Source organism: Enterobacter cloacae complex sp. IR5428 (assembly GCF_049238585.1).
In the GTDB taxonomy this organism is placed as follows: domain Bacteria; phylum Pseudomonadota; class Gammaproteobacteria; order Enterobacterales; family Enterobacteriaceae; genus Enterobacter; species Enterobacter intestinihominis.
The window spans coordinates 417,021-442,188 of sequence record NZ_JBMKHV010000001.1 but is presented as its reverse complement, the minus strand read 5'-3'; the positions used below and the strand labels follow the sequence as shown (position 1 = coordinate 442,188).

The 25,168-nt window shown below is 55.0% G+C and carries 18 protein-coding genes; all 18 read left to right on the top strand.

All coding sequences use genetic code 11. The features are described from left to right. The 18 genes from tssB to tssJ all read left to right on the top strand — a co-directional run bounded on the left by tssB (position 1) and on the right by tssJ (position 25,164). A complete protein-coding gene (gene tssB / locus ACOTXC_RS02000) occupies positions 1-492 on the top strand; it encodes a type VI secretion system contractile sheath small subunit (protein ID WP_023300236.1) in 492 nt (163 codons plus the stop codon). Positions 493-526: 34 nt separating this feature from the next. Beyond that, a complete protein-coding gene (gene tssC / locus ACOTXC_RS01995) occupies positions 527-2,068 on the top strand; it encodes a type VI secretion system contractile sheath large subunit (protein WP_072202206.1) in 1,542 nt (513 codons plus the stop codon). Positions 2,069-2,081: 13 nt separating this feature from the next. Continuing rightward, positions 2,082-3,425, top strand: a complete 1,344-nt coding sequence (gene tssK / locus ACOTXC_RS01990) for a type VI secretion system baseplate subunit TssK (protein WP_126490298.1) — start codon at positions 2,082-2,084, stop codon at positions 3,423-3,425. Beyond that, entirely contained in the window at positions 3,422-4,096 is a 675-nt protein-coding gene (gene tssL, locus ACOTXC_RS01985) for a type VI secretion system protein TssL, short form (RefSeq protein WP_058677129.1), read from the top strand. The genes tssK and tssL overlap by 4 nt, the downstream gene beginning before the upstream one ends. Beyond that, a complete protein-coding gene (locus tag ACOTXC_RS01980; RefSeq protein WP_126490297.1) occupies positions 4,096-5,766 on the top strand; it encodes an OmpA family protein in 1,671 nt (556 codons plus the stop codon). Before tssL ends, ACOTXC_RS01980 begins: the two co-directional genes overlap by 1 nt. Before the next feature lie 5 nt (positions 5,767-5,771). Beyond that, positions 5,772-6,263 (top strand): type VI secretion system effector Hcp, encoded by a 492-nt coding sequence (gene hcp / locus ACOTXC_RS01975; protein WP_009653685.1) that lies wholly within the window; start codon positions 5,772-5,774, stop codon positions 6,261-6,263. Between the two features lie 172 nt (positions 6,264-6,435). Continuing rightward, the gene (gene tssH, locus ACOTXC_RS01970; RefSeq protein ID WP_421767361.1) at positions 6,436-9,084 is read left to right on the top strand and encodes a type VI secretion system ATPase TssH; all 2,649 of its coding nucleotides are present in this window, start codon (positions 6,436-6,438) and stop codon (positions 9,082-9,084) included. Then, entirely contained in the window at positions 9,081-11,522 is a 2,442-nt protein-coding gene (locus ACOTXC_RS01965) for a type VI secretion system Vgr family protein (protein WP_421767360.1), read from the top strand. Before tssH ends, ACOTXC_RS01965 begins: the two co-directional genes overlap by 4 nt. A gap of 14 nt (positions 11,523-11,536) precedes the next feature. Then, a complete protein-coding gene (locus ACOTXC_RS01960) occupies positions 11,537-14,239 on the top strand; it encodes a hypothetical protein (protein WP_421767359.1) in 2,703 nt (900 codons plus the stop codon). Further along, positions 14,226-14,819 (top strand): hypothetical protein, encoded by a 594-nt coding sequence (locus ACOTXC_RS01955; RefSeq protein ID WP_126489905.1) that lies wholly within the window; start codon positions 14,226-14,228, stop codon positions 14,817-14,819. The genes ACOTXC_RS01960 and ACOTXC_RS01955 overlap by 14 nt, the downstream gene beginning before the upstream one ends. Continuing rightward, entirely contained in the window at positions 14,816-15,184 is a 369-nt protein-coding gene (locus ACOTXC_RS01950; protein WP_199033583.1) for a hypothetical protein, read from the top strand. Before ACOTXC_RS01955 ends, ACOTXC_RS01950 begins: the two co-directional genes overlap by 4 nt. Before the next feature lie 106 nt (positions 15,185-15,290). After that, positions 15,291-15,554 (top strand): PAAR domain-containing protein, encoded by a 264-nt coding sequence (locus tag ACOTXC_RS01945; RefSeq protein ID WP_058677123.1) that lies wholly within the window; start codon positions 15,291-15,293, stop codon positions 15,552-15,554. A 2-nt stretch (positions 15,555-15,556) separates the two neighbouring features. Beyond that, positions 15,557-16,765 carry a hypothetical protein gene (locus ACOTXC_RS01940; protein WP_058677122.1) on the top strand — a complete coding sequence of 403 codons (1,209 nt, stop codon included), beginning with the start codon at positions 15,557-15,559 and terminating at the stop codon, positions 16,763-16,765. Beyond that, complete coding sequence (locus ACOTXC_RS01935; RefSeq protein ID WP_126489907.1) at positions 16,758-20,129, top strand: ImcF-related family protein; 3,372 nt, start codon at positions 16,758-16,760, stop codon at positions 20,127-20,129. The genes ACOTXC_RS01940 and ACOTXC_RS01935 overlap by 8 nt, the downstream gene beginning before the upstream one ends. A gap of 19 nt (positions 20,130-20,148) precedes the next feature. Beyond that, complete coding sequence (tssA, locus tag ACOTXC_RS01930; protein ID WP_058677120.1) at positions 20,149-21,756, top strand: type VI secretion system protein TssA; 1,608 nt, start codon at positions 20,149-20,151, stop codon at positions 21,754-21,756. 32 nt (positions 21,757-21,788) lie between these two features. After that, positions 21,789-23,558 (top strand): type VI secretion system baseplate subunit TssF, encoded by a 1,770-nt coding sequence (gene tssF, locus ACOTXC_RS01925; RefSeq protein WP_126489908.1) that lies wholly within the window; start codon positions 21,789-21,791, stop codon positions 23,556-23,558. Further along, entirely contained in the window at positions 23,522-24,604 is a 1,083-nt protein-coding gene (tssG, locus tag ACOTXC_RS01920) for a type VI secretion system baseplate subunit TssG (protein ID WP_126489909.1), read from the top strand. The genes tssF and tssG overlap by 37 nt, the downstream gene beginning before the upstream one ends. Before the next feature lie 35 nt (positions 24,605-24,639). Then, positions 24,640-25,164, top strand: coding sequence for a type VI secretion system lipoprotein TssJ (gene tssJ, locus ACOTXC_RS01915; protein WP_058677117.1), 525 nt, complete (start codon positions 24,640-24,642; stop codon positions 25,162-25,164). Positions 25,165-25,168 lie beyond the last annotated feature (4 nt).

Genomic DNA, 25,168 nt, shown 5'->3' with positions numbered 1-25,168 from the left:
ATGGCCGATTCATTTCAGAATGAGGTGCCCAAGGCACGCATAAATTTAAAGCTGGCGCTGCATACAGGCGGCGCGCAGAAGAAAGTCGAACTGCCGCTTAAACTTCTCACCGTCGGTGATTTCAGTAATGGAAAAGAGAATCGTCCATTGTCCGAAAGGAAGAAAATCAACGTCAACAAAAATAACTTTAATAGCGTACTTTCGGAATTTAACCCGGAGGTTAATCTGACGGTGCCTAACACCATGGCTGTCGATGGTTCGGAGGAAAGTATAAAACTGAATTTCTCCGATATTAAGGATTTCGAACCTGAACAGGTTGCCCGCCAGATCCCCCAGCTCCGCGCCATGCTGGCCATGCGTAATTTATTACGCGACCTCAAATCCAATCTTCTTGATAACGCCACTTTCAGAAAAGAACTCGAGAAAATTCTTAAAGACCCGGCGCTGTCTCAGGAATTACGCGACGAAATGAGTGCACTGGCCCCGAAATAAGCGGCATGTGTAATTTAATGGATTAACCGGGAATATGCTGATGTCTGTGAATAGTGAAACCGCCTCCGCGCAGGGGCAGACCATCGTACTGGAAAAAGAGGGCGTTTACGCCTCCCTGTTTGAAAAAATCAACCTGACTCCGGCCTCCAGCCTGGGTGATATCAATGCGTTTCTGGATGATGCCGCGCTTTCTGACGCGCCGGCGGGTGAACGCCTGACGGCGGCGATGCAGGTGTTTATGGACTGCATCCGCAAATCTGGTCAGCCCGTGGAGAAGCTCGACAAAACGCTGATTGACCACCATATCGCCGAACTGGATTTCCAGATCAGCCGTCAGCTGGATGCCGTAATGCATCACCAGGCGTTCCAGAAGGTGGAGTCCCTGTGGCGCGGTCTGAAGCAGCTGGTGGACAACACCGACTACCGCCAGAATGTGAAAACCGAAATTCTGGACGTCTCCAAGGATGACCTGCGCCAGGATTTTGAGGATGCACCGGAACTGATCCAGAGCGGCCTCTACTGGCACACCTATACCGCCGAATACGACACCCCGGGCGGCGAGCCGATTGGCTCAGTGATTTCATCCTATGAATTTGACGCCAGTCCCCAGGATGTGGCGCTGCTGCGCAACATCTCTAAAGTGTCAGCTGCCGCACATATGCCGTTTATTGGCTCTGTCGGGCCGAAATTCTTCCTGAAAGACTCTATGGAAGAGGTTGCTGCGATTAAGGATATCGGCAACTACTTCGACCGCGCTGAATACATCAAGTGGAAATCCTTCCGCGATACTGACGACGCCCGCTACATCGGCCTCGTGATGCCGCGCGTGCTGGGGCGTCTGCCGTATGGCCCGGACACCGTACCGGTGCGCAGCTTTAACTACGTTGAGCAGGTGAAAGGCCCGGATCATGAGAAATACCTGTGGACCAGCGCGTCGTTCTCCTTCGCGTCAAACATGGTGAAGAGCTTCATCAATAACGGCTGGTGCGTGCAGATCCGTGGCCCGCAGGCGGGCGGGGCGGTGAAAGATCTGCCTATTCATCTGTACGATTTGGGTACCGGCAACCAGGTGAAAATCCCGTCTGAGGTGATGATCCCGGAGACCCGCGAGTTTGAGTTTGCCAACCTCGGCTTTATTCCGCTCTCGTATTACAAAAACCGCGACTATGCCTGCTTCTTCTCAGCGAACTCCGCGCAGAAACCGGCGCTGTACGACACCGCAGATGCCACGGCCAACAGCCGCATCAATGCCCGTCTGCCGTACATCTTCCTGCTGTCGCGTATTGCGCACTATCTGAAGCTCATCCAGCGCGAGAACATCGGCACCACCAAGGACCGCCGTCTGCTGGAGCTGGAGCTGAATACCTGGGTGCGTAGTCTGGTGACGGAAATGACCGATCCGGGCGATGAGTTGCAGGCTTCTCATCCGCTGCGTGACGCGAAGGTGGTGGTGGAAGATATCGAAGACAACCCGGGCTTCTTCCGCGTGAAGCTGTTTGCGGTGCCGCACTTCCAGGTGGAAGGCATGGATGTGAACCTGTCTCTGGTGAGCCAGATGCCGAAAGCGAAAGCGTAAGGCGGTAGCAGGGATGAAAATTTATCGTCCGCTGTGGAACGAGGGGGCGTTGCTGTCCCCTCAACAGTTCCAGCAACAGTCCGAATGGGAAACGTTTCGCAGCACAGGCGTGGCAGCGCTCTCCTCGCCGTTTGCGTGGGGCGTTGAGCAGGTGGAATTTGATGAAAGGCTGCTGGGTACGGGTCTGATTCAGATTACACAACTGCGGGTCTGGCTGCCGGATGGCACGCTGGTGGATACGTCAGTCAGCGATCTGCCTCCGGAGCCGCGCGAGCTGGATTTATCGCAGCATTCAGACGCGGTTACGGTGGTGATTGCCCTGCCGTTGATGCAGTCCGGGTTAAATAACGTGCTCCAGGAAATGGCAGTGGCCGATCGGCCGCTCCGTTACCGTGAAGAGTGGGTTCATGTTCAGGATGCGTTTGGCAGCGAAGAGGAATCTGTCGCCGTTGCCCGCTTTAATCTGGCGATCCGTTTTGAGCATGAGGATAACGCGTCGTGGCAGTGCTGTCCGGTTGCACGGCTGATCCGGGACGGGCAGGGGAGCTGGCGTCATGATCCGGCATTCATTCCGCCTATGGCCCTGTTTTCTGCCAGCCCGACGATGCGGGAAAGGCTGGTGTTACTGAACCGCCAGCTTCGCTCCCGCCGCCAACGGTTGATGTCCATGCGTCGGGAAAGTAATGAGCGCCTGGCGGATTTTGCTGTGGCGGATGTTTCTCTTTTTTGGCTTCTCAATGCGCTTAACTCTCATGCCAGGGTGCTGGTGGAGTTTGAACGTTTTCCGGCTCGCCATCCGGAACAGGTGTGGGCGGAGCTTGCGCGGCTTGCGGGCAGTATGCTGACGTTTTCTCTGGACAGCGATCTGGACGCAATCCCTGGCTATGACCACGCCCGGCCTGAAATGACGTTTCCGCCGCTGTTTGAACTGATCGCCGGTTTACTGGAAGCCAGCCTGCCGTCCCGTGTGATAGCGCTGGAGATGTCCCGTCCTGACGCCCAGACCTGGAAAGCCTCGCTGCACGACATCCGGCTGCGTGAAGAAGCCGATCTCTGGCTCTCTGTCCGGTCTGACGTTCCGGCCTGGCAGGTGGCGGAGAAATTCCCGGCATTATGCAAGGCGGGTTCCCCGGATGATGTGAATGCGATTTCCACCGTTGCGCTGCAGGGGATCCCACTCATTGCCGTGAATCGCGTGCCTGCTGCGTTACCGGTGCGGATGGAGAACCAGTACTTCGCGCTGGACATGGAAAGTGCTGCGGCACGGGACATGCTGGAGCAGGGGATCTGTATGTTCTATGTGCCTGCCCTGCTGGGACAGCTTGAACTTGAACTGTTTGCGGTACTGCGATCATGAGAAAAGAAACCGATATCGATGCCCTGATGGCGGAGACTTGGCTCACCGTCGCCCTGCTTAAGCAGGGGGCAACAACGCCTGACGGGAATGTGCTGTACGACACCTGCTGCAAACATGTGGAAAGCGTGCGCGAGGCGCTGGATCGTGCAGGATATGATGAAAGCAGCATCGATCATATCTCTTATGCACAGTGTGCGCTGCTTGACGAAGTGGTGATGAGCAGAAAACTGCATGACGGGGCAGATGCTGATGCGGGCCAGGTGGCCTGGCGAAAAGCGCCGCTACAGGCGCGCTATTTCGGGTCGCTGCACGCCGGTGAAGCCCTGTGGGATCGTATTGCGGAAGTATTGCGCCAGCCAGCGCCAAACATGGCCGTTCTGACCTGCTATCACCGAGTGCTCGCGCTGGGATTCCAGGGGTTGTACAGCATGGGGTCTGTCAGCCAGACCCAGCGTGAAGAGGCAATGAAAGCGCTTGCTGAGCGGGTTCCGCCACTTGATGCTGGCCTTTCCCTGGTGGTTCGCAGGACCGGAAAACAACGTTACAGCCTGCTGCGCTCTGTCTGGTTCTGGATCGCGGCGGCGGGGGTAATTACCGGTGCCGTATGGTGGGGCGGTCATCTCTGGCTCCAGGCTCTGCTGTTCGCGCAGTTACCGGAGTTGCCCCAGTAATGCGTAAATCGGTCATGGTTTCACTGATATTCCACGTACTGGCGGGTGCCGCGACGCTTTTATGGCTTCTGTGGGGCTTCATTCCGGCAGGCACGCTGTTTAAAGGCGTGATGACGCTGTGCATTGTTGCGCTGGCCGTCTGGCAGATCCGGCAAAAAAGCCGTTTCAGCCAGGCTCAGGGCAATGGCGGGTCTGGTTTTGATCTGCCGGTACTTGCTGATGCGGGTCCGGTTGTTCTTGTCTGCGGAGACAGACTGGATGCCCTGTTCGGGGAGCATGCTCTGCGTAAAACAGCGCAGGGCTGGTGGCTGCGGGTGAATGACGTCAGCTGGCTCACTGATATCGTGCGCGATATTCAGGAGCGGCAGCCGCGCCAGGCCGGACAGATCGCCGTTATGTATGCTTCCCACCCCGACGGGCACCAGGATGAAGCGGTGCTGCGCGCGACCCTGAAAGCGTTGCGCCAGCAGATGAAACAGCTGAGCCTGATCGCCGGATTCACACCGCCGGTGATCCTGAGCGGTGAGTTTTCCGGCCCTGAAACCCCGTGGGTTATTGTCCATGGTGACAAACCGGTTGTTTACCCTGTTGATGAGACGCCACAGGCTACGGACGACTGGCAACAGGCAAATCGTCTGGCGCTGATGCCTGTACTGCGGGAAGGCTTTGCTTTTATGCGCACCCTTCTTATGGATGAACTGGCTAAAGAGGATCGGTTATTTCCGCCGGTCCACCCGTTTGCTGTGGCTCTGAAAAGCGGCGGCGCTTCAGCCAGCAATACGTCTTTATGGGCACTCTGGCTTTGTCGCTTGACACACCTGCTTCTGCCGCAGACAGACGAAATGGCGGAGGCATCCGGTCGTTTTCCTGATGCGGTACTACCGTTGCTCAAGCCTTACTGTGCACCTGTTCAGGGCGGGAAGCGCACCCGCCGTCTCATTGTGTGGGTCCTGGCCTGCGTTCTTGCTGCCCTTGGTTTTTCTGCCATGAATAACGCGGCGCTGATCCGCCAGGTGGGAATGAATCTACAGCGCTGGTATGCCATCCCCATGAACCATTATGAGCCGAAGGCGCAGTCACTTGCCGCACTGAAACAGGACGCCCTTCTGCTGGAGCGCTGGCAGCGGCAGGGGGAACCGCTCAGGTATGCGCTGGGCTATTACCCCGGTCAGCGTCTGTGGCTGGCGTTACAGAAGGCGATTGACACGTATGTGCCGCCACCGGCTCCCGCCATGGAACCGGTACCGAAAATCATCCGCCTCGACAGCATGTCGCTGTTCGATACCGGCAAATGGGCGCTGAAACCCGCCTCAACAAAGCTGCTGGTGAACTCACTGGTGGGCATTAAGGCGAAGCCCGGCTGGCTGATTGTAGTGGCGGGCCATACCGACAGCACCGGGGATGACCAGTCCAACCAGGTGCTGTCCCTGAAGCGTGCGGAGTCGGTGCGCGACTGGATGCGGGACACCGGCGATGTGCCGGAGAGCTGTTTTGCGGTGCAGGGCTACGGTGAAAGCCGACCTGTCGCCACCAACGACACGGCGGAAGGCCGCGCGCTGAACCGCCGTGTCGAAATCAGTCTGGTGCCGCAGGCGAACGCCTGCAAGCTGCCGGGCAACACCCCCGCGTCATCGCAGGATGATGGCGCTGATAACAACTTAACGGAGTAATTAACATGGCAATACCAGTCTATCTGTGGCTGAAGGACGACGGCGGCGCGGACATCAAAGGGTCTGTGGACGTTCAGGATCGTGAAGGCAGCATCGAGGTGGTGGCCCAGGAGCACAACCTGTACATCCCGACCGACAATAACACCGGCAAGCTGACCGGTACCCGTATCCACACCCCGTTCCTGTTCACCAAGGAAATCGACTCCTCCAGCCCGTACCTGTACAAGGCGGTGACCACCGGCCAGACCCTGAAATCTGCGGAATTTAAGTGGTACAGAATCAATGACGCGGGCCAGGAAGTGGAGTACTTCAACACGAAGCTTGAGAACGTGAAGCTGGTGAAAGTGAATCCGAAGATGCACGACATCAAAGATCCGGCGTTCGAGAAGCACAACCACCTCGAGCAGATTGAACTGCGCTACGAAAAAATCACCTGGACCTACAAGGACGGCAACATCATTCATTCCGATTCCTGGAACGAACGCGCCACCGCGTAAGTCGCATGCGGACAGGGCCCTGTCCGCAGTTTTTTGCACAGCGTCTGTATGCACGGACGCTGTGCAAAGAAAAACACAATCTGCCTGCCCGACCTGATGCGCTTTGGGTTCCTGAATAACAGGGAACAGCGACGGGCGGTAGCGTGTCCGGAACTGATAAAGAGAGAGTCCCATGGAAAATCCAGCCATCCTGTTACGCCGTCTTAACCCTTACTGTGCCCGCGCGATGGAAGGGGCCGCTTCCCTGTGCCAGACCCGCGCCCATGCGGAAATCCTGCCCGAGCACTGGCTGCTGAAGCTGCTGGAGCAGGGTGAGGGCGACCTGACGGTGCTGGCGCGGCGCTACGAATGGGATATGGATACGATATGGCAGGATATGCTGGGTTTTCTGGACAGCCTGCCATGTTCGGTGCGCAGCCGTCCGCAGCTGTCGGACAGTGTCCGGGCTCTGATGCAGGAGGCCTGGCTGCACGCCTCGCTGTCGGGGGAAGAGCACATCCGCAGCATTCACCTCCTGATGGCCCTGGTGGACAAACCGAAACTGGTGCGCTGCGACGGCCTGTGGCCGCTGCTGACGCTGGCGCAGAGCCAGCTTGAGCGCCTGCGGGGGCTTCTGGATGCTCAGTCGGATGAACGCCCGGAGGTGCAGCAGGAAGCGGAGCTTACGCAGGGCGATGAGGTGGAGTTTGTCGGCCGTCCGGTGAATGCGGATATAAAAGGAGAGCTGAACCCGGCGTTACAGAATGCGCTGGACAGGTTCACCCTCGACGTCACCGCCCGCGCCCGTGAGGGCAGAATCGACCCGGTCTATGGCCGCGACAATGAAATCCGCCAGATGGTGGACATTCTTTCCCGGCGCCGCAAGAACAACCCGATTCTGGTGGGCGAACCGGGAGTCGGCAAGACCGCGCTCGTGGAAGGACTGGCGCTGCGCATCGCCGAAGGCAATGTGCCGGACGCGCTGAAGCCGGTCTCGGTACGCACCCTTGACCTCGGCCTGTTACAGGCGGGTGCAGGCGTGAAGGGTGAGTTTGAACAGCGCCTGAAAAACATCATCGACGCGGTGCAGCAGTCACCCCTGCCGGTTCTGCTCTTCATTGACGAGGCGCACACCATTATCGGTGCGGGCAACCAGGCGGGGGGCGCCGATGCGGCCAACCTGCTGAAACCGGCGCTCGCCCGCGGTGAGCTCAGAACCATCGCCGCCACCACCTGGAGCGAATACAAGCAGTACTTTGAGCGCGACGCCGCGCTGGAGCGTCGTTTCCAGATGGTGAAAGTTGACGAGCCGGACGACGACACCGCGTGCCTGATGCTGCGGGGACTCAAGCCACGTTACGCGCAGCACCACGGTGTGCATATTACCGATGAGGCGGTCAGGGCGGCCGTCACGCTCTCCAGACGCTATCTGACCGGACGCCAGCTGCCGGACAAGGCGGTTGACCTGCTGGACACCGCTTCGGCCCGTGTCCGCATGAGCCTCGATACGGTGCCGGAGCCACTGACCAGGATGAAGGCGCAGCTCACGGCACTTGCCATGGAGAAACAGGCGCTGCTGGAGGATATCGCGGTGGGCAATACCGCCCACGGCGAACGTCTGGCCGCCATCGGAGAGGAAGAAGTCGGCATCATTTTGCAGCTCGATGAACGGGAAACCCGGTACGGCCAGGAGCTGAAACTCACGGAAGAACTGCTTGCCTGCCGCACGGATATCTCCCGCCAGGGAGAGATTGCGGACCTTCAGATGCAGCTTACTGCCGTGCAGCAGAATACCCCGCTGCTGGGGCTGGATGTGGACGCGCGTACCGTCGCCACCGTTATCGCCGACTGGACGGGCGTACCGCTCTCTTCCCTGATGAAGGACGAGCAGACGGAACTGCTGAGCCTTGAACACAGTCTGGCGAAACGCGTTGTCGGCCAGGACAGCGCACTGAATGCCATTGCGCAGCGCCTGCGCGCCAGCAAAACCGGTCTGGCGCCGGAGAACGGCCCGCAGGGCGTGTTCCTGCTTGTGGGGCCGAGCGGCACAGGCAAGACCGAAACCGCCCTGGCGCTGGCCGATGAACTGTTCGGCGGCGAGAAGTCCCTTATCACCATCAACCTCTCGGAATACCAGGAGCCACACACCGTCTCGCAGCTCAAGGGCTCACCGCCGGGCTACGTGGGTTACGGTCAGGGCGGCATTCTGACCGAAGCCGTCCGTAAGCGTCCGTACAGCGTGGTGTTGCTGGATGAAGTGGAAAAGGCACACCGGGACGTGATGAACCTGTTCTACCAGGTGTTTGACCGGGGCTTCATGCGCGACGGCGAGGGGCGGGAAATTGACTTCCGTAACACGGTGATTCTGATGACCTCGAACCTCGGCAGCGACCTCATCATGCAGATGCTGGAGGAACAACCGGAGGCGACAGAGCTGGACCTGCATGAACTGCTGCGTCCTGTCCTGCGGGACCACTTCCAGCCCGCGCTGCTGGCGCGCTTCCAGACGGTGATTTACCGTCCGCTGGCACAGGAAGCGATGCGCACGATTGTCGGCATGAAGCTCGGCCAGGTAAGTCAGCGCCTGGCACGGCATTACGGTATGAAGACCGATATCCACGAAAGCCTGTACGACGCGCTGACCGCCGCCTGCCTGCTGCCGGACACCGGGGCTCGCAATGTTGACAGCCTGCTGAACCAGCAGATTCTGCCGGTCCTGAGCCAGCAACTGCTGAGCCATATGGCGGCGGGGCAGAAGCCGCAGCATCTTACATTGGGCTGGGATGAGGAGGAGGGGATTGTGCAGGCATTTGACGAACAAGCAGAAGGAGAAGCCCCATGAACAGTTCCCTGATCAACCAGGCAACCGATGCGGTACAGCAGCTGCTGGGCCTGTCACGTTACCGGGTTGATGTGCATGGATGCGGCGATTTCCTGGATGTTCTGCGTTACAATGCGGTTGAGTCACTTAGCCAGCCATGGCGGTATGATGTGACAGTCACCTGTTCTTCTGCGGATATTGCCTGCGACACGTTACTGCTGAAACCGGCGTCATTTACCTTCCAGACCCCGATGTTTGACGGGGCACCGGCGCTGCCGGTCCGGACGGTTTATGGGGTGGTGGAGTCATTTCGCCGGATTTCCACGTCAAATGACGAGACCCGTTACGCACTGAAGATCGTTCCCCGCATCGCGCTTTTGGGTTTTACAAAGGGCAGTCAGATTTTCCTCAACCAGTCGGTCACGGAAGTGGTTGAACAGGTACTGCGTAAACACGGCCTGGAAGGTCCTGACTTTGCGTTCCGGCTCTCAAGGGAGTACCCGGCCCGGGAGCTCATCACCCAGTGGCGGGAAACTGACCTTAAATTTATTCAGCGCCTGCTGGCTGAAGTCGGTATTTACTGGCGTTATGAAATGGACAGCCGTCTTGAGCAGGATGTGGTGATTTTTCAGGACAGCCAGCAGCAGTATGAATTTGGCGTCACGCTGCCATTGCGCGGCCAGGCCGGGATGAGTGACAGTGGCCAGGAGAGCATCTGGGGTGTTCAGACCGCATACAATGTGGTGAGCGGGAGTGTGGTCACCCGTGACTACAACTACCGCGAAGCGCTGACGCCTCAGGACAGCGCCGAAAGTATTTTCAGCAAGGAAGGGATCACCACCGGGGAAACATACCATTACGCGGAACCCTTCCTGTCAGCAGGTGATACTGAAAGTACAGAGACCGGGACATACTTCGCTCGTCTACGTCACGAACGCATTCTGAACGCGCAATATCGCGTCAGCGGGCATTCTTCCAGTCCGCTTCTGGCCCCGGGTCAGGTACTGGAAACGGACGGCACGTTACCCGATGCCGTCAAGGAAGGCATCGTCATCACCACGGTGCGCACTCGCGGTTCACGCAAAAGTAGCTTTACGCTGAGGTTTGAGGGTATCCCCTACAGCGAAACTGTCTGCTGGCGTCCGGCACTGCTCAGTCGTCCGGTGATATCCGGCTCGTTGCCTGCCCGGGTGGAAAGCACACAGAAAGGTGACACCTATTCCTGGCTCGATCCGGACGGGCGATACCGGGTAAAACTGGACTTTGACCGCAACAGTGCTGAGCAGGGCTATGCCTATCTGTGGCTGCGGCTGGCTAAGCCTTATGCCGGTGATACGTACGGATTCCACTCACCGCTTATCGACGGAACGGAAGTGGCCGTTGTTTTTGACGGCGGAGACCCGGATCGTCCCTACATCGCTTATGCCCTGCATGATTCAGAACACCCGGACCATGTCACCAGTGATAATCATACGCGGAACGTGTGGCGCACGCCGGCGAACAATAAGTTGCGGATGGAGGATAAGCGCCAGGTAGAGCATATCAAGCTCGCAACGGAATATGGCAAAACGCAGCTGAACATGGGACACCTGGTCAACAGTCAGCGTGAAAAGCGCGGTGCCGGTTTTGAACTTCGAACGGATGAGCATGGCGCTGTACGTGCTGCAAAAGGCCTGTTCCTGACGGCTGATGCCCAGGCCAAAGCCCAGGGGCCAGTGCTGGAAATGGCACCTGCGATTAACCAGATTAACCAGGCCAACAGCCAGATGCAGGCGCTGAACAGTGCCGCTGAAGCCGCCGGAGCCCTGGTCTCTGACATCAATACCCAGATTAGTTTTGTGACCGACAAAATCAAAGACCTCCAGTCTGCGGTCCTGCTGGGTAGCGCTCCACAGGGGGTGGCACTGATCTCAGGTGAACACCTTCAGCTCAGCAGCACCCGCAACACCATGATCAATACCGGTCAGCATCTTGATATCGGTGCGATGAAGAATCTGTCCGTGACGGCAGAAAAAGCCCTCGGACTGTTTGTGCATAAAGAAGGGGCGAAGCTGGTTGCGAATCAGGGAGATATTGAAATTCAGGCTCAGCACAACACGATGGCCCTGTTTTCTGAAAAGCAGCTGACCGTGACGAGCAGCGAAGATGAAATCATTATCAGCACCCCGGAAACGCTGACGCTGAACGGCGGCGGGTCGTATCTGAGGCTGAACCAGAACGGGATAGAGCATGGCTCAGAAGGGATGATGATAATGAAAGTGGCAATGTATCTGGTTCCCGGTACTCCTGCGAGTCTTCCCTACGACACTCCCGATTTTCCTTTAACCTTTTTGAATCCAGACAGTAATAACGAGCCAGGAACGGATAATTCGGACTCATCGAAAAATGATGATCAATATCGACAGAATCAGCCTGAAAACGATTCTGCCAAAGGTTCTGCAAAACGGGCATGTGATTAACACGGAGGTTTTTTATGGCAGCAGTTATACCTAAACAGAGTTTTCCCGTCCCTTCAGATGCTAAAGGTCAGGAGTTTACTTCTGCTGAAGAGCTATTATTGAAGCTTGAACGCGAAAGGTCGGGACTATATCTGGTGGGAAGCCAGGGAATGTGGCATGGCGGTATCCATATTACTGATGCCACCATTCCCTGGTGTGCCCTGAGTACAGATAGTGAGCCCGAAAAAGAATATTGCCGTGAAACTTATAAAGGGGAGCAATTTATTCGTTGTATGGCTGATGGTGAGATAGTTGCCTGGCGTGTCTGTAAGGATTATGAGGGGGCCGCGATTGAATGGCGCGGTGAAAAACTGTTTCTTTCAACATCCTTTGTGTTGGTGAAACACTATATCCAGCCGGGTGATACAGAAGAAAGTGGACTGACATTTTTCACTCTGTATATGAATCTGGCGCCCTTTGTTGCTTATAAACAGCAGGGAAGCCAGTCAGACAGAAAAGTGGCAGGAGTCCAGCGTTACTACACCAGCGCGGAAGATTTGCAGGCGGGGAGCGCAGCCGGAAAACTGGCTAAAGACACGCCCGTCACGCTGAGTGATGCCATAGTGACCCGCAGCAGCGACGGGCGTCAGTTTACTGAAGTGACCATTACCAGTGAGACGAAAAATGCCGCAGGAGAAACGCTTGCAGCAGGAACGAAAGTCTGGACGGTGTCTGACCGGGGTTCTCTGAAAGCGGCGGCGTCAGCGCCCGTTCCGTCCTGGTGGGCAAAATGTACCCCGGCTTACACTAATGAGTCAGAAGGTGTTGTGAACTGCACTTCGCGTACAAACTGGGCGTACTATCTGAGCAGTGACGATGTTCTGCAATATAAAAATGCAGGCAGTCTGGTAGCCGATTTCCCGCTTTCATACGAGCCCGGTAATACCGCACAGCAGGTCATCCGCCCCGGCAAGAACTCCGGTGATGCAGAAAGAACATTCAGTCTGGTCACTCTGGGCCGGGATAAGGATAAGTTGAAAAAGGGCGACCGGGTATGGGTAGTATCAGACGGTGACAGTCTGACGTCGGTTGCACCGGCAGCATCCGGTAGTGAACCCGTTTTTGATGATGTGTATGTACCTTCAGCGCCTGTACCGGTCAATGCCGGAGACAGTCTCGGGCATATGGGTTTTTATCAGCTACCGGAAGAAAATAGCAAACGCTCGCGCTACCAGGTGCATATAGAGTGCCTGAGCATGGATGATATGGAAAAGTTCATCACCAATCCTGGAAAGGCGGGAGAGGATGCGCCGGTTTATCTGACCTGGAAAGCTGATGCACCGTTGTTTGACAAGAGCGATACCGGAATAACAGCAGGCGGTCGAAAAACAAAGGGGCCGGGTATTCTGACACTGGCAAAAGTACCAGGCGTTGATGCTGAGGGGAACACGCTGTCCAGTAACCAGGATGCGGCATACTATCAGATACGACCTGAAGGTGGCTGGCTGGCCGCAGCCAGTGTTCAGAAAGTATCGCAATATGCGCTTGGTGAGCTCGGATTTGTTACGCTGAATAAGGCTTCGGAAAGTTTTGACCTGATTGATGGGATAAAACAACCAAATAACGTGGTGAAGGGTATTCTGGAGCAGTTGTATAAAGCAGCAGAGGAGGAAACCCGCACCACTCACGCGCTGAACAAGTATAACTATAAACGGCTGCTGGAATTGATAGACAGTAACCAGGATGGACATTCCTGGGAGCAGGAGTATCTTCAGGCGGTTCATAATGTGTCGTATCGCGACCATCTGTACCGTGTGATAGCGAAGCACGCCAGTGAATGGTTTTACGGCAAGGATGACTCGCTCTGGAAGACATACCTGGATACTTTAACCACGGACGCACCGTTATGGAAAACGTACCTGGAAGCGTTTCTGGATAAGATGACATGGATGAAGGCAGTGTCCGAAAAGGATGTGGCACTGGGGCCGGAACCGTGGCATATGCATCCTATAGTATTTTTGGAGGCGATGAACAGTTCATCTAAATGGTTTGATATTGAAAAATTTATTCAAAAGTATAAAGAAAAACATTCTGTAGTTTTTGGGTTCTATGATCGAGGAAACAAAATAACCATCCCAGCATTGACTCAGGACTCTGAAGAGTCATTGCAAAAGCTTCTAAATGAAATGAAGAAACAGTATTATAATTACTTTGACGATTTTAATGAAAAATTTGTCTCGTATATGCTTGCTACAATAAGAATAGAGTCTTATGACTATAGGCAAAGGTTGTTCTTTAAACCAATTAGTGAAAATATTTCATATTTCAAGGCGGAAGTCGATTATGGTTCAGGTCCAACGGCATCTAACCGACAAAGAGCTATGTTGAACCACAATACAAATATTGGTGATGGGTATAAATATCGCGGACGTGGTTTAGTTCAGTTAACATGGAAAATTTCCTATGAGAAATTTAAATCCATAACAGGTATAGACATTGTTACTAGTCCAGATCTCTGTCTTGAGCTCAGCACGGCTGTTTCAATTATGATGAAAGGTATGAAAGATGGTGGTTTCAGGGCCGGGCATACATTAGATATTTATTTGGGATCAGGTAAAAAGGATTACTTTAATGCAAGGTTAATCATCAATGGCTATCGACATGGTATTCCTGATAAGGCTGATGAGTTTAAGGATTATGCTGAATTATTTGAGGTGATAATAAATGAAACAATTTAGTAATGTGTGGTGTTTTCTTTTATCAGTATGTTCCTTTTATGTACATGCAAACGCTGACTTAGATGTTACGAACTGTTCTCTAAAGGAAAGTATTTCTTGCGATGTTTTCTTGAATATGGAACGAAATGTTGATGATATATCTTACAAAGTTGAATTGGCAGATGCTGAAAATGGGAAAAACATATTCCCTTATTTTGATATGAATGAAACAACAGAAAGTGTCTCTTTGCAAAAGTATGGAGAAAGATATGTTTTTTCAAAAGTGTATCTTGATAGCACCAAAGCTATAGAGTTTATTTCGTTTAAGTATGACAATAAACACCTTTCACCTGTAAACTATTATTACATTGAGAGTTCTATTGATTTTAATAACAACGTGAAGAAATGGTCTGGCAAGGAATGTGATACATCAGCAGGGAAAATGCCTGAAAAAAAAGATGGCTTACTATTACAAGTAGCTTCAGAATTATGTGTCAATCAAAATAAGCTATCATACGGCCCAAATAAATATACCGGAAATGACATCTTATTTTATCTGTCACAAATTACTGATGGTGTTGAAAAAAACAGCTTTCTGTGATTGCTCTTGATAGCAAAGATATTGATGCTATAAATTTGAATGATATTGGCTGTTTAAGTAGTTGTGATATAGAATTTGATTCAGTTAATTATATCGGGAAGTTGAACGATAAATTTAGAATGGGTTTGCACCTCGAATATAATGATAATAATGCTTCTGGTTTTTATTTTTATGAAAAAATGAAGAAAAAAATAAATGTAACTGGTCGTCGGGACGGTGATAGGTTGACGCTGTCAGCCTCTGTCCCTGAGGGAATGGAGAAGTTTGATGGTCTGTTGGAGAAAGGGCAGTTTAAAGGAATATGGTCAAATGCAGCAGGGAATAAAAAATATCCTTTCACCTTTTATATGAAGCTAATTCAGTAAACAGGCATAACAACCCTCTGGCTGCATTGGTCAAGATTCTGAAACTACCTGAGTAATAAATATTAATTTATTCTGCCCTGTATACAATAAATTGATGGAGATATAAATGTTGCAAATTATTCGAAAAGGCGACAAAACTACCCACGGCGGTTCAGTCATGACCTGTTCTGGCACCATGATATTTGGTGGGATTGGCGTGGCGCGTAAAGGTGACATGGTTTCCTGTCCGATACCTGGACATGGTCCGACAACCATTATTGAAGGTAACCCTGATTATCTTGATAACGGGATCCCGGTTGCCTTTCACGGCCATAAATGTGGTTGTGGCTGCACATTGATCAGTTCTTTTGCTCCAGCAAAGGTTGCCTGAGTATGCCAGTCTTGCTGGATACCATCCCTGAAAAGGCGGCGAAGGTTCCACGACCTGATACCCGCCGCTGGCTGCTGTTCCTGGCATTTGTCATGTCAGGAGGGGTTGCGTTAACGCTCTGGAACTGGACGACAGAACGCACTGGCTTTATTTTCTGGTTTACTGCGCTGGGATTGCCTTTCTGTCTTTGGGGACTGCTTTTCTCCCTGCGCCGGTTTGCATACAAAGCAGAGCAGGTGGGGGCCGAGTCCCGGAATGTGGAGCGCGAAACGCTTATTGATCGCGAAATTTGTCGGGGTCAGCGCTGTGCTTGGATACTCGATACATGCGTTCAACATTTTTCAGGAAATAGCCCTGGTGCACTAGTGAGAGCACTTAATTATACCGTTCCAGCTTCAGAGGCCTCAACGCCACGTGGTTCCAAAACCGCTGTCAGGTATGCAGCCTTAGCCAGTTTTCAGACAGATCTGAATACAGAACTCATCGCCGCCACGTCAACTCTTGTCGCCCATGTACAAAAAATTACCGACACCCTGTCGAAGGATATTCCTTGCTGCCTGATGCTGGACTGTGACGACGATATCCGACCCAGACTGGAGGAGCACTTCAGAAATGAACTCATCGCCAGAACCGGGCGGGTCTTCAGACTCCTTGCGGGCAAAGGTCTTGCGGGGTTTGATGCCTGGCTGGACCAGCGCTGGGACACTCCAGGCATTCTTGCAGGAGTGACGTTTTCATTGCCTGCTCAGCCTGATGAAGGTGACGCCGATGCTATTACCCTTGTGGTGCTCAGCAACCGTAAAGCTGTTGGTTATCCTGATGCAGTATGTCTCCATCGCCCTGAAAGGGGCCAGGAAACACGGCTTGTAAAAACACTGGGCAGGGCACTTTTATGGGCCGCAACAGCGCCTGAAGCACTAAAAACGGCCTGGTATACAGGACCAATCCTTTCAAGCGGAAGTGGCTGGAATATGGCTTGTGAAGATAACGGGGTGACATTCAGCTTGTCAAAAGACAATCATGGTATTGATCCCGCTCTGGGATATGCCAAACGCGCCGCCCCCTGGCTTGCTATTATTCTTGCCTCTTCTGCTTGTAGCGGTAATGGCCCGCAGGTTATCGCCGCACAACCCGCCGCTGCCAAAGACGACATCTGGGTCGCCGTCATCACCAAAGAAGAAGTTCGCAAGGAATCGCCTAAGAATGTCTAAGGTAAAAGTCAAAACACTCATCGGCTCCGTTGTGACTGTCGCGTTTTTTCTGACGGTCATTGTGGCATTTCTGTTTTATGCCTTTCCGGAAAACGTGGCTTCGGCCACTGGATTCGGGCCGTATGACGGCCAGCGTATACTCACATTCTGCACCATACTGGTTGCCGCAATGTTTTTACTCGGCTGGCTGACAGAGAAGGCTTTCGACTTCGCCGGTAAATCCGGGTTGTATTTCCACTGGGGGCAGAAAAAGGCTCAGATTGTCGCTCCGGTGACGAACACTATTGCCAGTGAAGAAGATGACGATGAACCCGTCTTCAACGAGGACTCCATTTCCGAACACCTGCGCTTTCGCTATGGACGCCGCTGGCACTGTAAGGTGCGACTCCTGCTGGTAACGGGCAACACGGACGATGTCCAGAAAGCAGCACCGGGCCTGTGTCATGACCTCTGGCAGGAAGGCGACGGTAACGTGCTGATTTATGGCGGTGACGCCCAGTCACTCCCGGATGAGATCTTTCTTTTAAAACTGAAACGTCTGCGTCCCGGTCAGCCGGTTGATGGCATCGTTCAGGTGATGAGTACCTCAGCCCTCCCGACGGATACCGAACGGGATGCCTTTTTGCGTTGTCGCCAGAAAGCCGACCACCTGCTGGGCTGGCAGGCACCTGTCTGGCTGTGGCTGACTGACAAAGCCACGAGTGCTCAGCAGGACGCAGAAACGACTGCTGCAGGGGTGATATTCGGACCGGAAGGCACTGTAAAAGAGGCGGGCGAGGCATTTTCTACATTGATGCAACGTCTGCAAAAAGCCGGTATGGCACAGGTACTGAATAATCCGGCTGATTTCGGTCTGCTCCGGTTGTCTTCCCTTCTGCGGCAGGAACTGAAAGCCAGTCTGACCGTTTTTCTCAGCGGGTTGATGCAGGGATCTGCGGCCTGGCGTTTACGCGGCGTTATGTTCAGCCCTGAACTGGCCGTTGCCGGAACAGTGCCGAACACGCACCTCGACACACCGACATGGAAAGCCGTTATTGATGACTGTGAAGCTGTCAGCGCCAGGAAACTGGGCTTCGGCTGGCTGAAGATGCTGCGGTTAATCCTGCTTTCCCTGATGGTCTTATGGGGGGCCGGTACACTGTTGTCTCTCATCGTTAACCGTACCCAGATTTATCAGGCGCAGGAGACGGCCAGGCAGGCAGCGGATACGGCATTCCCCCTGGTTGAACGCCTGCACAACCAGCTCGTATTACAGCAATCCATTGCCCGCCTGCAACATCGTGAGGCGACCGGCGCTCCGTGGTACACCCGTTTTGGTCTTAACCAGGATAGCGACATGCTGACGGCGCTCTGGCCGCTGTATGCGAAGAATAATGCGCAACTGATGAGGGATGCCACCGCAGACCATCTCAGGCAGCAACTGAATGCCTTTGTGCAACTTCCTCCGGCCAGTGATGCCCGAGCACAGGGCACACAGCGTACCTACGATGTGCTGAAAAGTTACCTGATGCTGGTCAGACCGGCCAAAGCGGACGCGGGCTGGCTGGCAAAAAGCGTGCTGGCAGCCTGGCCGAAACGCCGGAATGTGCCGGATGGTGCGTGGCAGGAAATGGCACCCAAACTGCTGGGCTTTTACGCCCAGAATCTTCCTTCACATCCGGAATGGAAAATTAAGCCCGATGCTGAATTAATCGGCACGGTACGTCAGATCCTGCTCAAACAGATTGGCCAGCGTAATGCTGAATCCGGGCTGTATCAGGACATGCTGAAGCGCGTTGCCAGCAACTGGCCGGATCTCACGCTTGCCGATATGACCGGCGACACGGATGCCTCCACCGTCTTCAGTACAGAAGAAGTGGTGCCGGGCATGTTTACCCGGCAGGCCTGGGAAGAACAGGTGCAGGATGAAATTGATGAGGTGGTTAAAACCCGCCGCGATGAAATCGACTGGGTGTTGACGGATAAAACTCATCAGCCCGGAAGCGATATTTCGCCGGAAGCGCTGAAGTCCAGACTGACCGAACGTTACTTTACCGATTTCGGCAATGCCTGGCTGAATATGGTCAACAGCATCCAGTGGCACGAAGCGGCCTCGCTCTCTGACGCGATCGCCCAGCTCAATCTGATCGGTGACGTGCGTCAGTCGCCACTTGTGGCGCTGATGAACACCCTGGCATGGCAGGGAAAAACCGGCGAGAAGGGGGAAGCGCTGGCGGATTCGATAGTGGATTCGGCGAAAAAGCTGGTTGGCCGGAAAAAGAACGTGAAGCAGTTTATCGAACAGGCGCAGGGGCCGCGCGGTCCGCTGGACGATGTGTTTGGTCCGCTGACGGGATTCATGGAGGGAAAAGAGGGGACCGGACGTAACGGTAACCTGAGTTTTCAGTCCTGGCTTGCCCGTGTTACCCAGGTACGGCTGAAACTCCAGCAGGTCACCAGTGCGCCGGATCCACAGGCGATGTCTCAAATGCTGGCTCAGACCGTGTTCCAGGGCAAGGCTATTGACCTGACCGACACGCGTGACTACAGCAGTCTGGTGGCGGCGAGTCTGGGCCAGGAGTGGAGCGGGTTCGGCCAGTCACTGTTTGTTCAGCCGCTGGATCTGGCCTGGCAGCAGGTGCTGACCCCGGCAGCAGAAAGCCTCAATACCCGCTGGCAGACGACCATTGTCGAACAGTGGAATAAAGCGTTTGCCGGCCGCTATCCGTTTAAAGCTACCGGCAGTGATGCCTCCTTACCGCTGCTGGCTCAGTTCCTGCGCGGCGATTCAGGTCGCATCGCCACGTTCCTGAAAACCAGCCTTGGCGGCATTCTCCACCAGGAGGGGAATCGCTGGGTGGTGGATCCTTCTGCAAGCCAGGGAATGGAAGTGAACCCGGATTTCCTGCGGGCAATTAACCAACTGGCCGAACTGTCGGATATCGTTTTTGCCCAGGGCGATGCGGGCGTTCACTTCGAATTAATGGCGCGTCCTTCCCGCGATGTGGCCCGTATGCAGCTGACGCTTGATGAGCAGAATCTGGACTTCTTTAACCAGATGGAAAGCTGGCAGAGTTTTACCTGGCCGGGAAACACGTATTACCCGGGTGTCAGCTTTCGCTGGCGCAGCGTGAACAGCGGGATGCAGCTCTACACCAGCAACCAGGGGAACTGGGGATTCATCCGGCTGCTGGATGAGGCATTAATTACACCTCTTGATGCAAGCCGCACACAGCTGGTCTGGATCACCCCCGACGGTAATCCGCTGAAGTTTGTTATGCGCAGTGAGCTGGGTGACGGTCCGCTTGCCCTGCTGAAGCTCCAGGGATTTACGCTGCCTGAAACCATCTTTACGGTTGTGGCCAGCGCTGAAGATGTCGAATAAAGACAAGACAAGGAAAAACATGAGTTCACCGGAAGCCCTGTTATCGGCATGCACCACTAACCACGAAGCGCAGTTGCGCCTTACTGAAAGCGCCTCCGGCACCCTGTCCCTCTGGGAGAACTGGTTAAAACCGATCCGCCCTGGGGAGGAAACGGGTGACGATCCGGCCTGTGACGATGATTTCCAACTGATGCGTGAAGAAATCAACAAACTTTCGGGCACCGATCCGGAGTTGCTCTGCACGCTGGCGGAAAAAATACTGTGTGAATACGCCAAAGATATCCGTGTTGTTACCTGGTATACCCAGGCCCGGCTGAGCCGTGACGGCGAGAAAGGCCTGGCGGAAGGGATACTGCTGCTGGTCGCGATGTTGTCCCGCTACGGCAGACACTGCCATCCGCTACGCCCGAATGCCCGGAAAGCCGCGCTGGAGTGGCTCAACAGTTCAAAAGTACTTGATACGTTCTCGCGCTGGCCGGAAGTCGATCGGGAAGATGCCGGCCTGACGGCCGGAGCGGTCACTCTGCTGAGTAAGGTGGTCTCAGACTGGCCTGAAAATGAAAAACCCGCATTCGCTGGCCTTTGTAGCGCGCTGGAAAACCGTCTGGCGCGTTCTGGCGGGGTGACAGCGCTAATCCCCCAGAACAGCAGCTCTCAGGATACCGGGCATGACGCTGCCTTTTCTCCGTCGCCACTGCTGACGGACGTGAAGTCGGGGCGCGATTTGCTGGATCAGGCAAAGGTACTCTCCCGCTGGCTCGGAGAACAACCCCAGGGGTGGCTGGCCTCTCACCGGCTGATGAAAACCGTTCGCTGGGATACCGTCGATCAAATTCCACCGCTGGACAGCAGTGGTCGTACCCGGCTGATTCCGCCTAAACCAGAGTACCGGGCGCAGCTGAAGCGTCTGTACCTGCAAAAAAACTGGGCTGAGCTGGTGGAGCAGGCCAGCCAGATGTACTGCGAAGGGGTGAATCATTTCTGGCTCGATCTCCAGTGGTACCTCTGGCAGGGACTCAGCCATGCGGGACAGCCTTGGGAGAACCTGGCGGAGTCAGTCCTGCTGGATCTTCGGTTCCTCCTCAGGCGTCTGCCCGGGCTTGAAAGCCTGGCCTGGAATGACGGTACCCCGTTTGCCGATGAGGTGACAACTGGATGGATTGCGGAAAAGGTGAATGAGGAAGGGCTGTCATTCGGTAGCGAGCCGGTCGTGTCCGCGGCGGTAAACGGGGATGAGGTGCTGTCACTTGAGGCCGAGGCGATGGAGAAGGGTGACAGTGAGGGGCCCGAAGCGGCTCTGACGTGGCTCCAGACCCGCCCCGGACTGGACTCTCCGCGAAATCGCTGGCTGATACGTCTGCTGATGGCTCGTGTTGCGGAACAATACGGGCGTAACGACATGGCGCTTCATCTGCTGGCTGAACTGACATCCGGTGCGGCGCAGTTGACGATGGGGGACTGGGAGCCGGGCCTGATGTTCGAAGTTCAGGCCCGCCGTCTGAAACTGTTGCGCATGAAAGCCGGTCGCAGCGAGTCCGATAAAATCCGGCTGATGCCTGAGATGGATGCCCTGCTGGCGGGGCTGATTACCATCGATCCTGCCCGTGCCATGGTGCTGTGTGGCTGAATTTTGTCTGTTAACTATCAGGAATACCGAGCATGGATGATTTAACCCTGCGCTATTTTGAAGCCGAAATGCGCTATCTGCGCGAGGCAGGAAAAGAATTTGCCCGGGCACATCCGGACCGGGCGGCAATGCTCAATCTCGATAAGCCCGGAGCCCGGGACCCGTATGTGGAACGCCTGTTAGAAGGCTTTGCCTTCCTGATGGGCCGTCTGCGAGAAAAGCTGGATGATGATCTGCCGGAACTGACTGAAGGACTGGTGAGTCTACTGTGGCCGCACTATATGCGGACTATCCCGTCTCTGGGCATCGTTGAGTTTTCGCCTGACTGGCGTGGTCTGCGTCAGGCCGAAATGCTGGCTGAAGGCTTTTCCGTTTTGTCACGTCCTGTCGGGCCGCATAAAACCGCCTGTCAGTATCGGACGACTCGCGATGTTCCGCTACAACCGCTGCACCTTGCAGATGCCCACCTGCATACTGAAACCGATGGCCGCTCTGCTATCCGTCTGCGCTTCGAATGCCCTGAAAAAGTGGACTGGAGTAAAGCCGGGATCGACAAGGTCGCCATATTCCTTAACGCAGAGAGTCCTGTGAGTTCTGCACTGCATCTGGCAATGACCCGGCGTGTACATGCCATGTATGCGCGTCATGCCGGGACGCATACTGAACGACATCAGTTTGATGGCTGGTGCAAACCCATGGGCTTCGATGACAATGACGGCCTGTGGAAAAAAGCCGATACGGCCTTCAGTGGTTACCAGTTGCTGCTGGAGTATTTCAGCTTCCGTCCAAAGTTTATGTTTGTGGAGCTGCGCGGTCTCGACATTATCGGGCTCACTGCGGCCAGCACCTGGTTTGAAATCGACATTGTACTCAGTGAAGCCTGGTCATCCGATCTGCCCTTTGAGACGGAAGACTTCCGGCTGCACTGTGCGCCGGTTATCAACCTTTTTACCCTGGAAGCTGACCCGCTGACGCTTAACCCGCTGGAGAACGAATACCTGCTCAGGCCATTGCGTCTTCAGGATGGTCACACCGAGATTTACAGCGTCGATAATATTCACGGCGCGGTGAAGAATGGCAAGCATCCTTATGTACCGTTCACCAGCTTCCGACACCGGGGCGGTATGATGCGCCACGATGCCCCTGAACGTTATTACCACACCCGCGTGAAACGCGGTCCCTCTGGCCTGTATGACACCTGGTTAATTCTCGGTGGCCGCTCGTTTGAACTGGAGCAGTTGTCCGAAAAACCGGAGTCACTCTCGATGCGAATAACCGGGACCAACGGTCAGCTTCCGCGTAAGGCACTGGAAAGTACCTTGCTGGACAGGGTGGTCAAATCCGGCAAGGTGCCCGTCAGGGTCCTCAACCTCACAGCACCGACGATGCCGCTGTATCCCCCTGCAAACGACCGCTTTCACTGGCGAGTGATGAGCCACCTCGGCTCAAACTTCCTCAGCATGATGGACAATCCTGAGGTCCTGCGGGGCACGCTGGCGCTGTACGACTGGACCGACGATGAAATGAACCGCCGTCGGCTTGAAGCAATCGTCGCCGTGAAACACACTCTGATCCGCCGTTTTGAGAAGGGCTTTATGCTCCGGGGTGTGGATATTGAGGTCACGCTGAACATGGACAATTTTGCAGGCGAGGGCGATGTGAATCTCTTCGGCGAGATGCTGCACCGATTCTTCGCGCTCTATGCCGATATTCACCTCTTTAACCAGCTCACGCTGGTACTGCAACCGACAGGGAAACGACTGAGATGGCGCGAGAATCACAGCCAGCACGTACCGGGCTGACGTTAGCTCTTGATAAAGACATCTGGCGGGTCAATTTCTATCGTTTCTGCCAGTTGCTGGAGCAGGAAAATCCGGACGCGCCAAAACTGGGCACCACCAGCCATCCGGGCAACGACCCAGTACGTTTCAGACCCTGGCCGGGAATGGGTTTCCCGGTCAGCACCCTGAAAGCGGTTGAGACCGACGAAGACCACCCGACATTGCCCCCAACGGTCCGCACGACATTTCTGGGGATGTATGGCGTGGACTCCCCTCTGCCGACGTCTTATTTGGATGCCATTGCGCAGCGCCGGGAAGGCTATGAGGCGGTCACCTCGTTTCTGGATATCTTCAGCCACCGGATCACCACGCAGTATTACCGCATCTGGCGAAAATACGCGTATCCGGCCACCTTTGAGGCGGGTGGTCACGATGCTACCTCGCAGTGTCTGCTGGGACTGGTGGGGCTCGGTATACCGGGCACGGCTGATCGGGTGGCAACGCCGGTTTCCCGCTTCCTGGCCCTGCTGGGGACCATGCGATTGCCCACCCGCAATGCTGAAGGCATCCGTGCTCTGGTGAGCCTGCTGGCACCGAATACCCGGGTATTTATCACCGAACCGGATCCGGTAAAGGTCCATATTGATAACCGCAGTGGGCTGGGTACCGGAAACTGCGTCCGTCTTTCACAGCGGGCCACGCTGGGTAAAACGGGCAGGGAAGCCTGTAGCAGAGTGCTGGTGACACTGGTCACGGAAGATCCCGGCGAAGCCGAAGGCTGGTTACCCGGTGGCATCCTCCATACCGATTTGCTGGTCCTGATGCGCGTCTATCTTGGTTACCGCAGCAATGCCCGACTGCGCCTCACTGTACCCGTGTGGTTGTTGCCTGAGCCGCGCCTGGGCAAAGGCAAGCGTATTCAGCTCGGGCGCACCGGCTTGCTCGGACTGAAGGACGGCAGACTCAGCGATAACCGGGAAACACTGACTGTCAGTCTGGGCTGCTATGAAGGGCTCCGGTGTTCTGCGTTCCCTCCCGCTGAAGACGGACATTACCGCTTCGACTAAATACATATTCACATTCTCAATAAAGGAACTTTTGAATGGCAACAGTAACCCGCTGGTGGGCGCTGACGCTTATTGCCTGTGGTCTGCTCACAGGCTGCGGTCTGACACAGACCGTCACGGACGGTACGGTCAGCATCACGAAATCCATCTTCTATAAGAAAATTAAAACACTGCATCTGGATTTTACTCCGCGCACGGCCATTAACGCCGATGGCGCACAGACCCCGCTGGCAACCATGATGCGGATCTACCAGCTCAGGGATCGTAAAGCGGTTGATGCCGCTGATTACCAGACGCTGCTGCGCAAGGCCGATACGGTACTTAAAGACGACGTACTGGCATCAAAAGAGCTGCTGGTGATGCCCAATGGTAGTGTGACGCTCAATATGCCCATGGATGAAGACGCTCAGTTCGTGGCTGTGGTGGGGCTGTTTAACCGCCCGGATATGAAGGACAACGCCTGGCGGCTGGTGCTGACCCGTGACGACCTCGACCCGGACAAGCCCCGCACGATTGAACTGGGTGATGGCTGGCTCAGCCTCGTGCCGGTGAAGGAGTGACGTG

Excerpts from the sequence above, each read along its gene's own strand:
- tssB (WP_023300236.1), top strand. The coding sequence starts at position 1 with ATGGCCGATTCATTTCAGAATGAGGTGCCCAAGGCACGCATAAATTTA.
- tssC (WP_072202206.1), top strand. The coding sequence starts at position 527 with ATGCTGATGTCTGTGAATAGTGAAACCGCCTCCGCGCAGGGGCAGACC.
- tssK (WP_126490298.1), top strand. The coding sequence starts at position 2,082 with ATGAAAATTTATCGTCCGCTGTGGAACGAGGGGGCGTTGCTGTCCCCT.
- tssL (WP_058677129.1), top strand. The coding sequence starts at position 3,422 with ATGAGAAAAGAAACCGATATCGATGCCCTGATGGCGGAGACTTGGCTC.
- ACOTXC_RS01980 (WP_126490297.1), top strand. The coding sequence starts at position 4,096 with ATGCGTAAATCGGTCATGGTTTCACTGATATTCCACGTACTGGCGGGT.
- hcp (WP_009653685.1), top strand. The coding sequence starts at position 5,772 with ATGGCAATACCAGTCTATCTGTGGCTGAAGGACGACGGCGGCGCGGAC.
- tssH (WP_421767361.1), top strand. The coding sequence starts at position 6,436 with ATGGAAAATCCAGCCATCCTGTTACGCCGTCTTAACCCTTACTGTGCC.
- ACOTXC_RS01965 (WP_421767360.1), top strand. The coding sequence starts at position 9,081 with ATGAACAGTTCCCTGATCAACCAGGCAACCGATGCGGTACAGCAGCTG.
- ACOTXC_RS01960 (WP_421767359.1), top strand. The coding sequence starts at position 11,537 with ATGGCAGCAGTTATACCTAAACAGAGTTTTCCCGTCCCTTCAGATGCT.
- ACOTXC_RS01955 (WP_126489905.1), top strand. The coding sequence starts at position 14,226 with ATGAAACAATTTAGTAATGTGTGGTGTTTTCTTTTATCAGTATGTTCC.
- ACOTXC_RS01945 (WP_058677123.1), top strand. The coding sequence starts at position 15,291 with ATGTTGCAAATTATTCGAAAAGGCGACAAAACTACCCACGGCGGTTCA.
- ACOTXC_RS01940 (WP_058677122.1), top strand. The coding sequence starts at position 15,557 with ATGCCAGTCTTGCTGGATACCATCCCTGAAAAGGCGGCGAAGGTTCCA.
- ACOTXC_RS01935 (WP_126489907.1), top strand. The coding sequence starts at position 16,758 with ATGTCTAAGGTAAAAGTCAAAACACTCATCGGCTCCGTTGTGACTGTC.
- tssA (WP_058677120.1), top strand. The coding sequence starts at position 20,149 with ATGAGTTCACCGGAAGCCCTGTTATCGGCATGCACCACTAACCACGAA.
- tssF (WP_126489908.1), top strand. The coding sequence starts at position 21,789 with ATGGATGATTTAACCCTGCGCTATTTTGAAGCCGAAATGCGCTATCTG.
- tssG (WP_126489909.1), top strand. The coding sequence starts at position 23,522 with ATGGCGCGAGAATCACAGCCAGCACGTACCGGGCTGACGTTAGCTCTT.
- tssJ (WP_058677117.1), top strand. The coding sequence starts at position 24,640 with ATGGCAACAGTAACCCGCTGGTGGGCGCTGACGCTTATTGCCTGTGGT.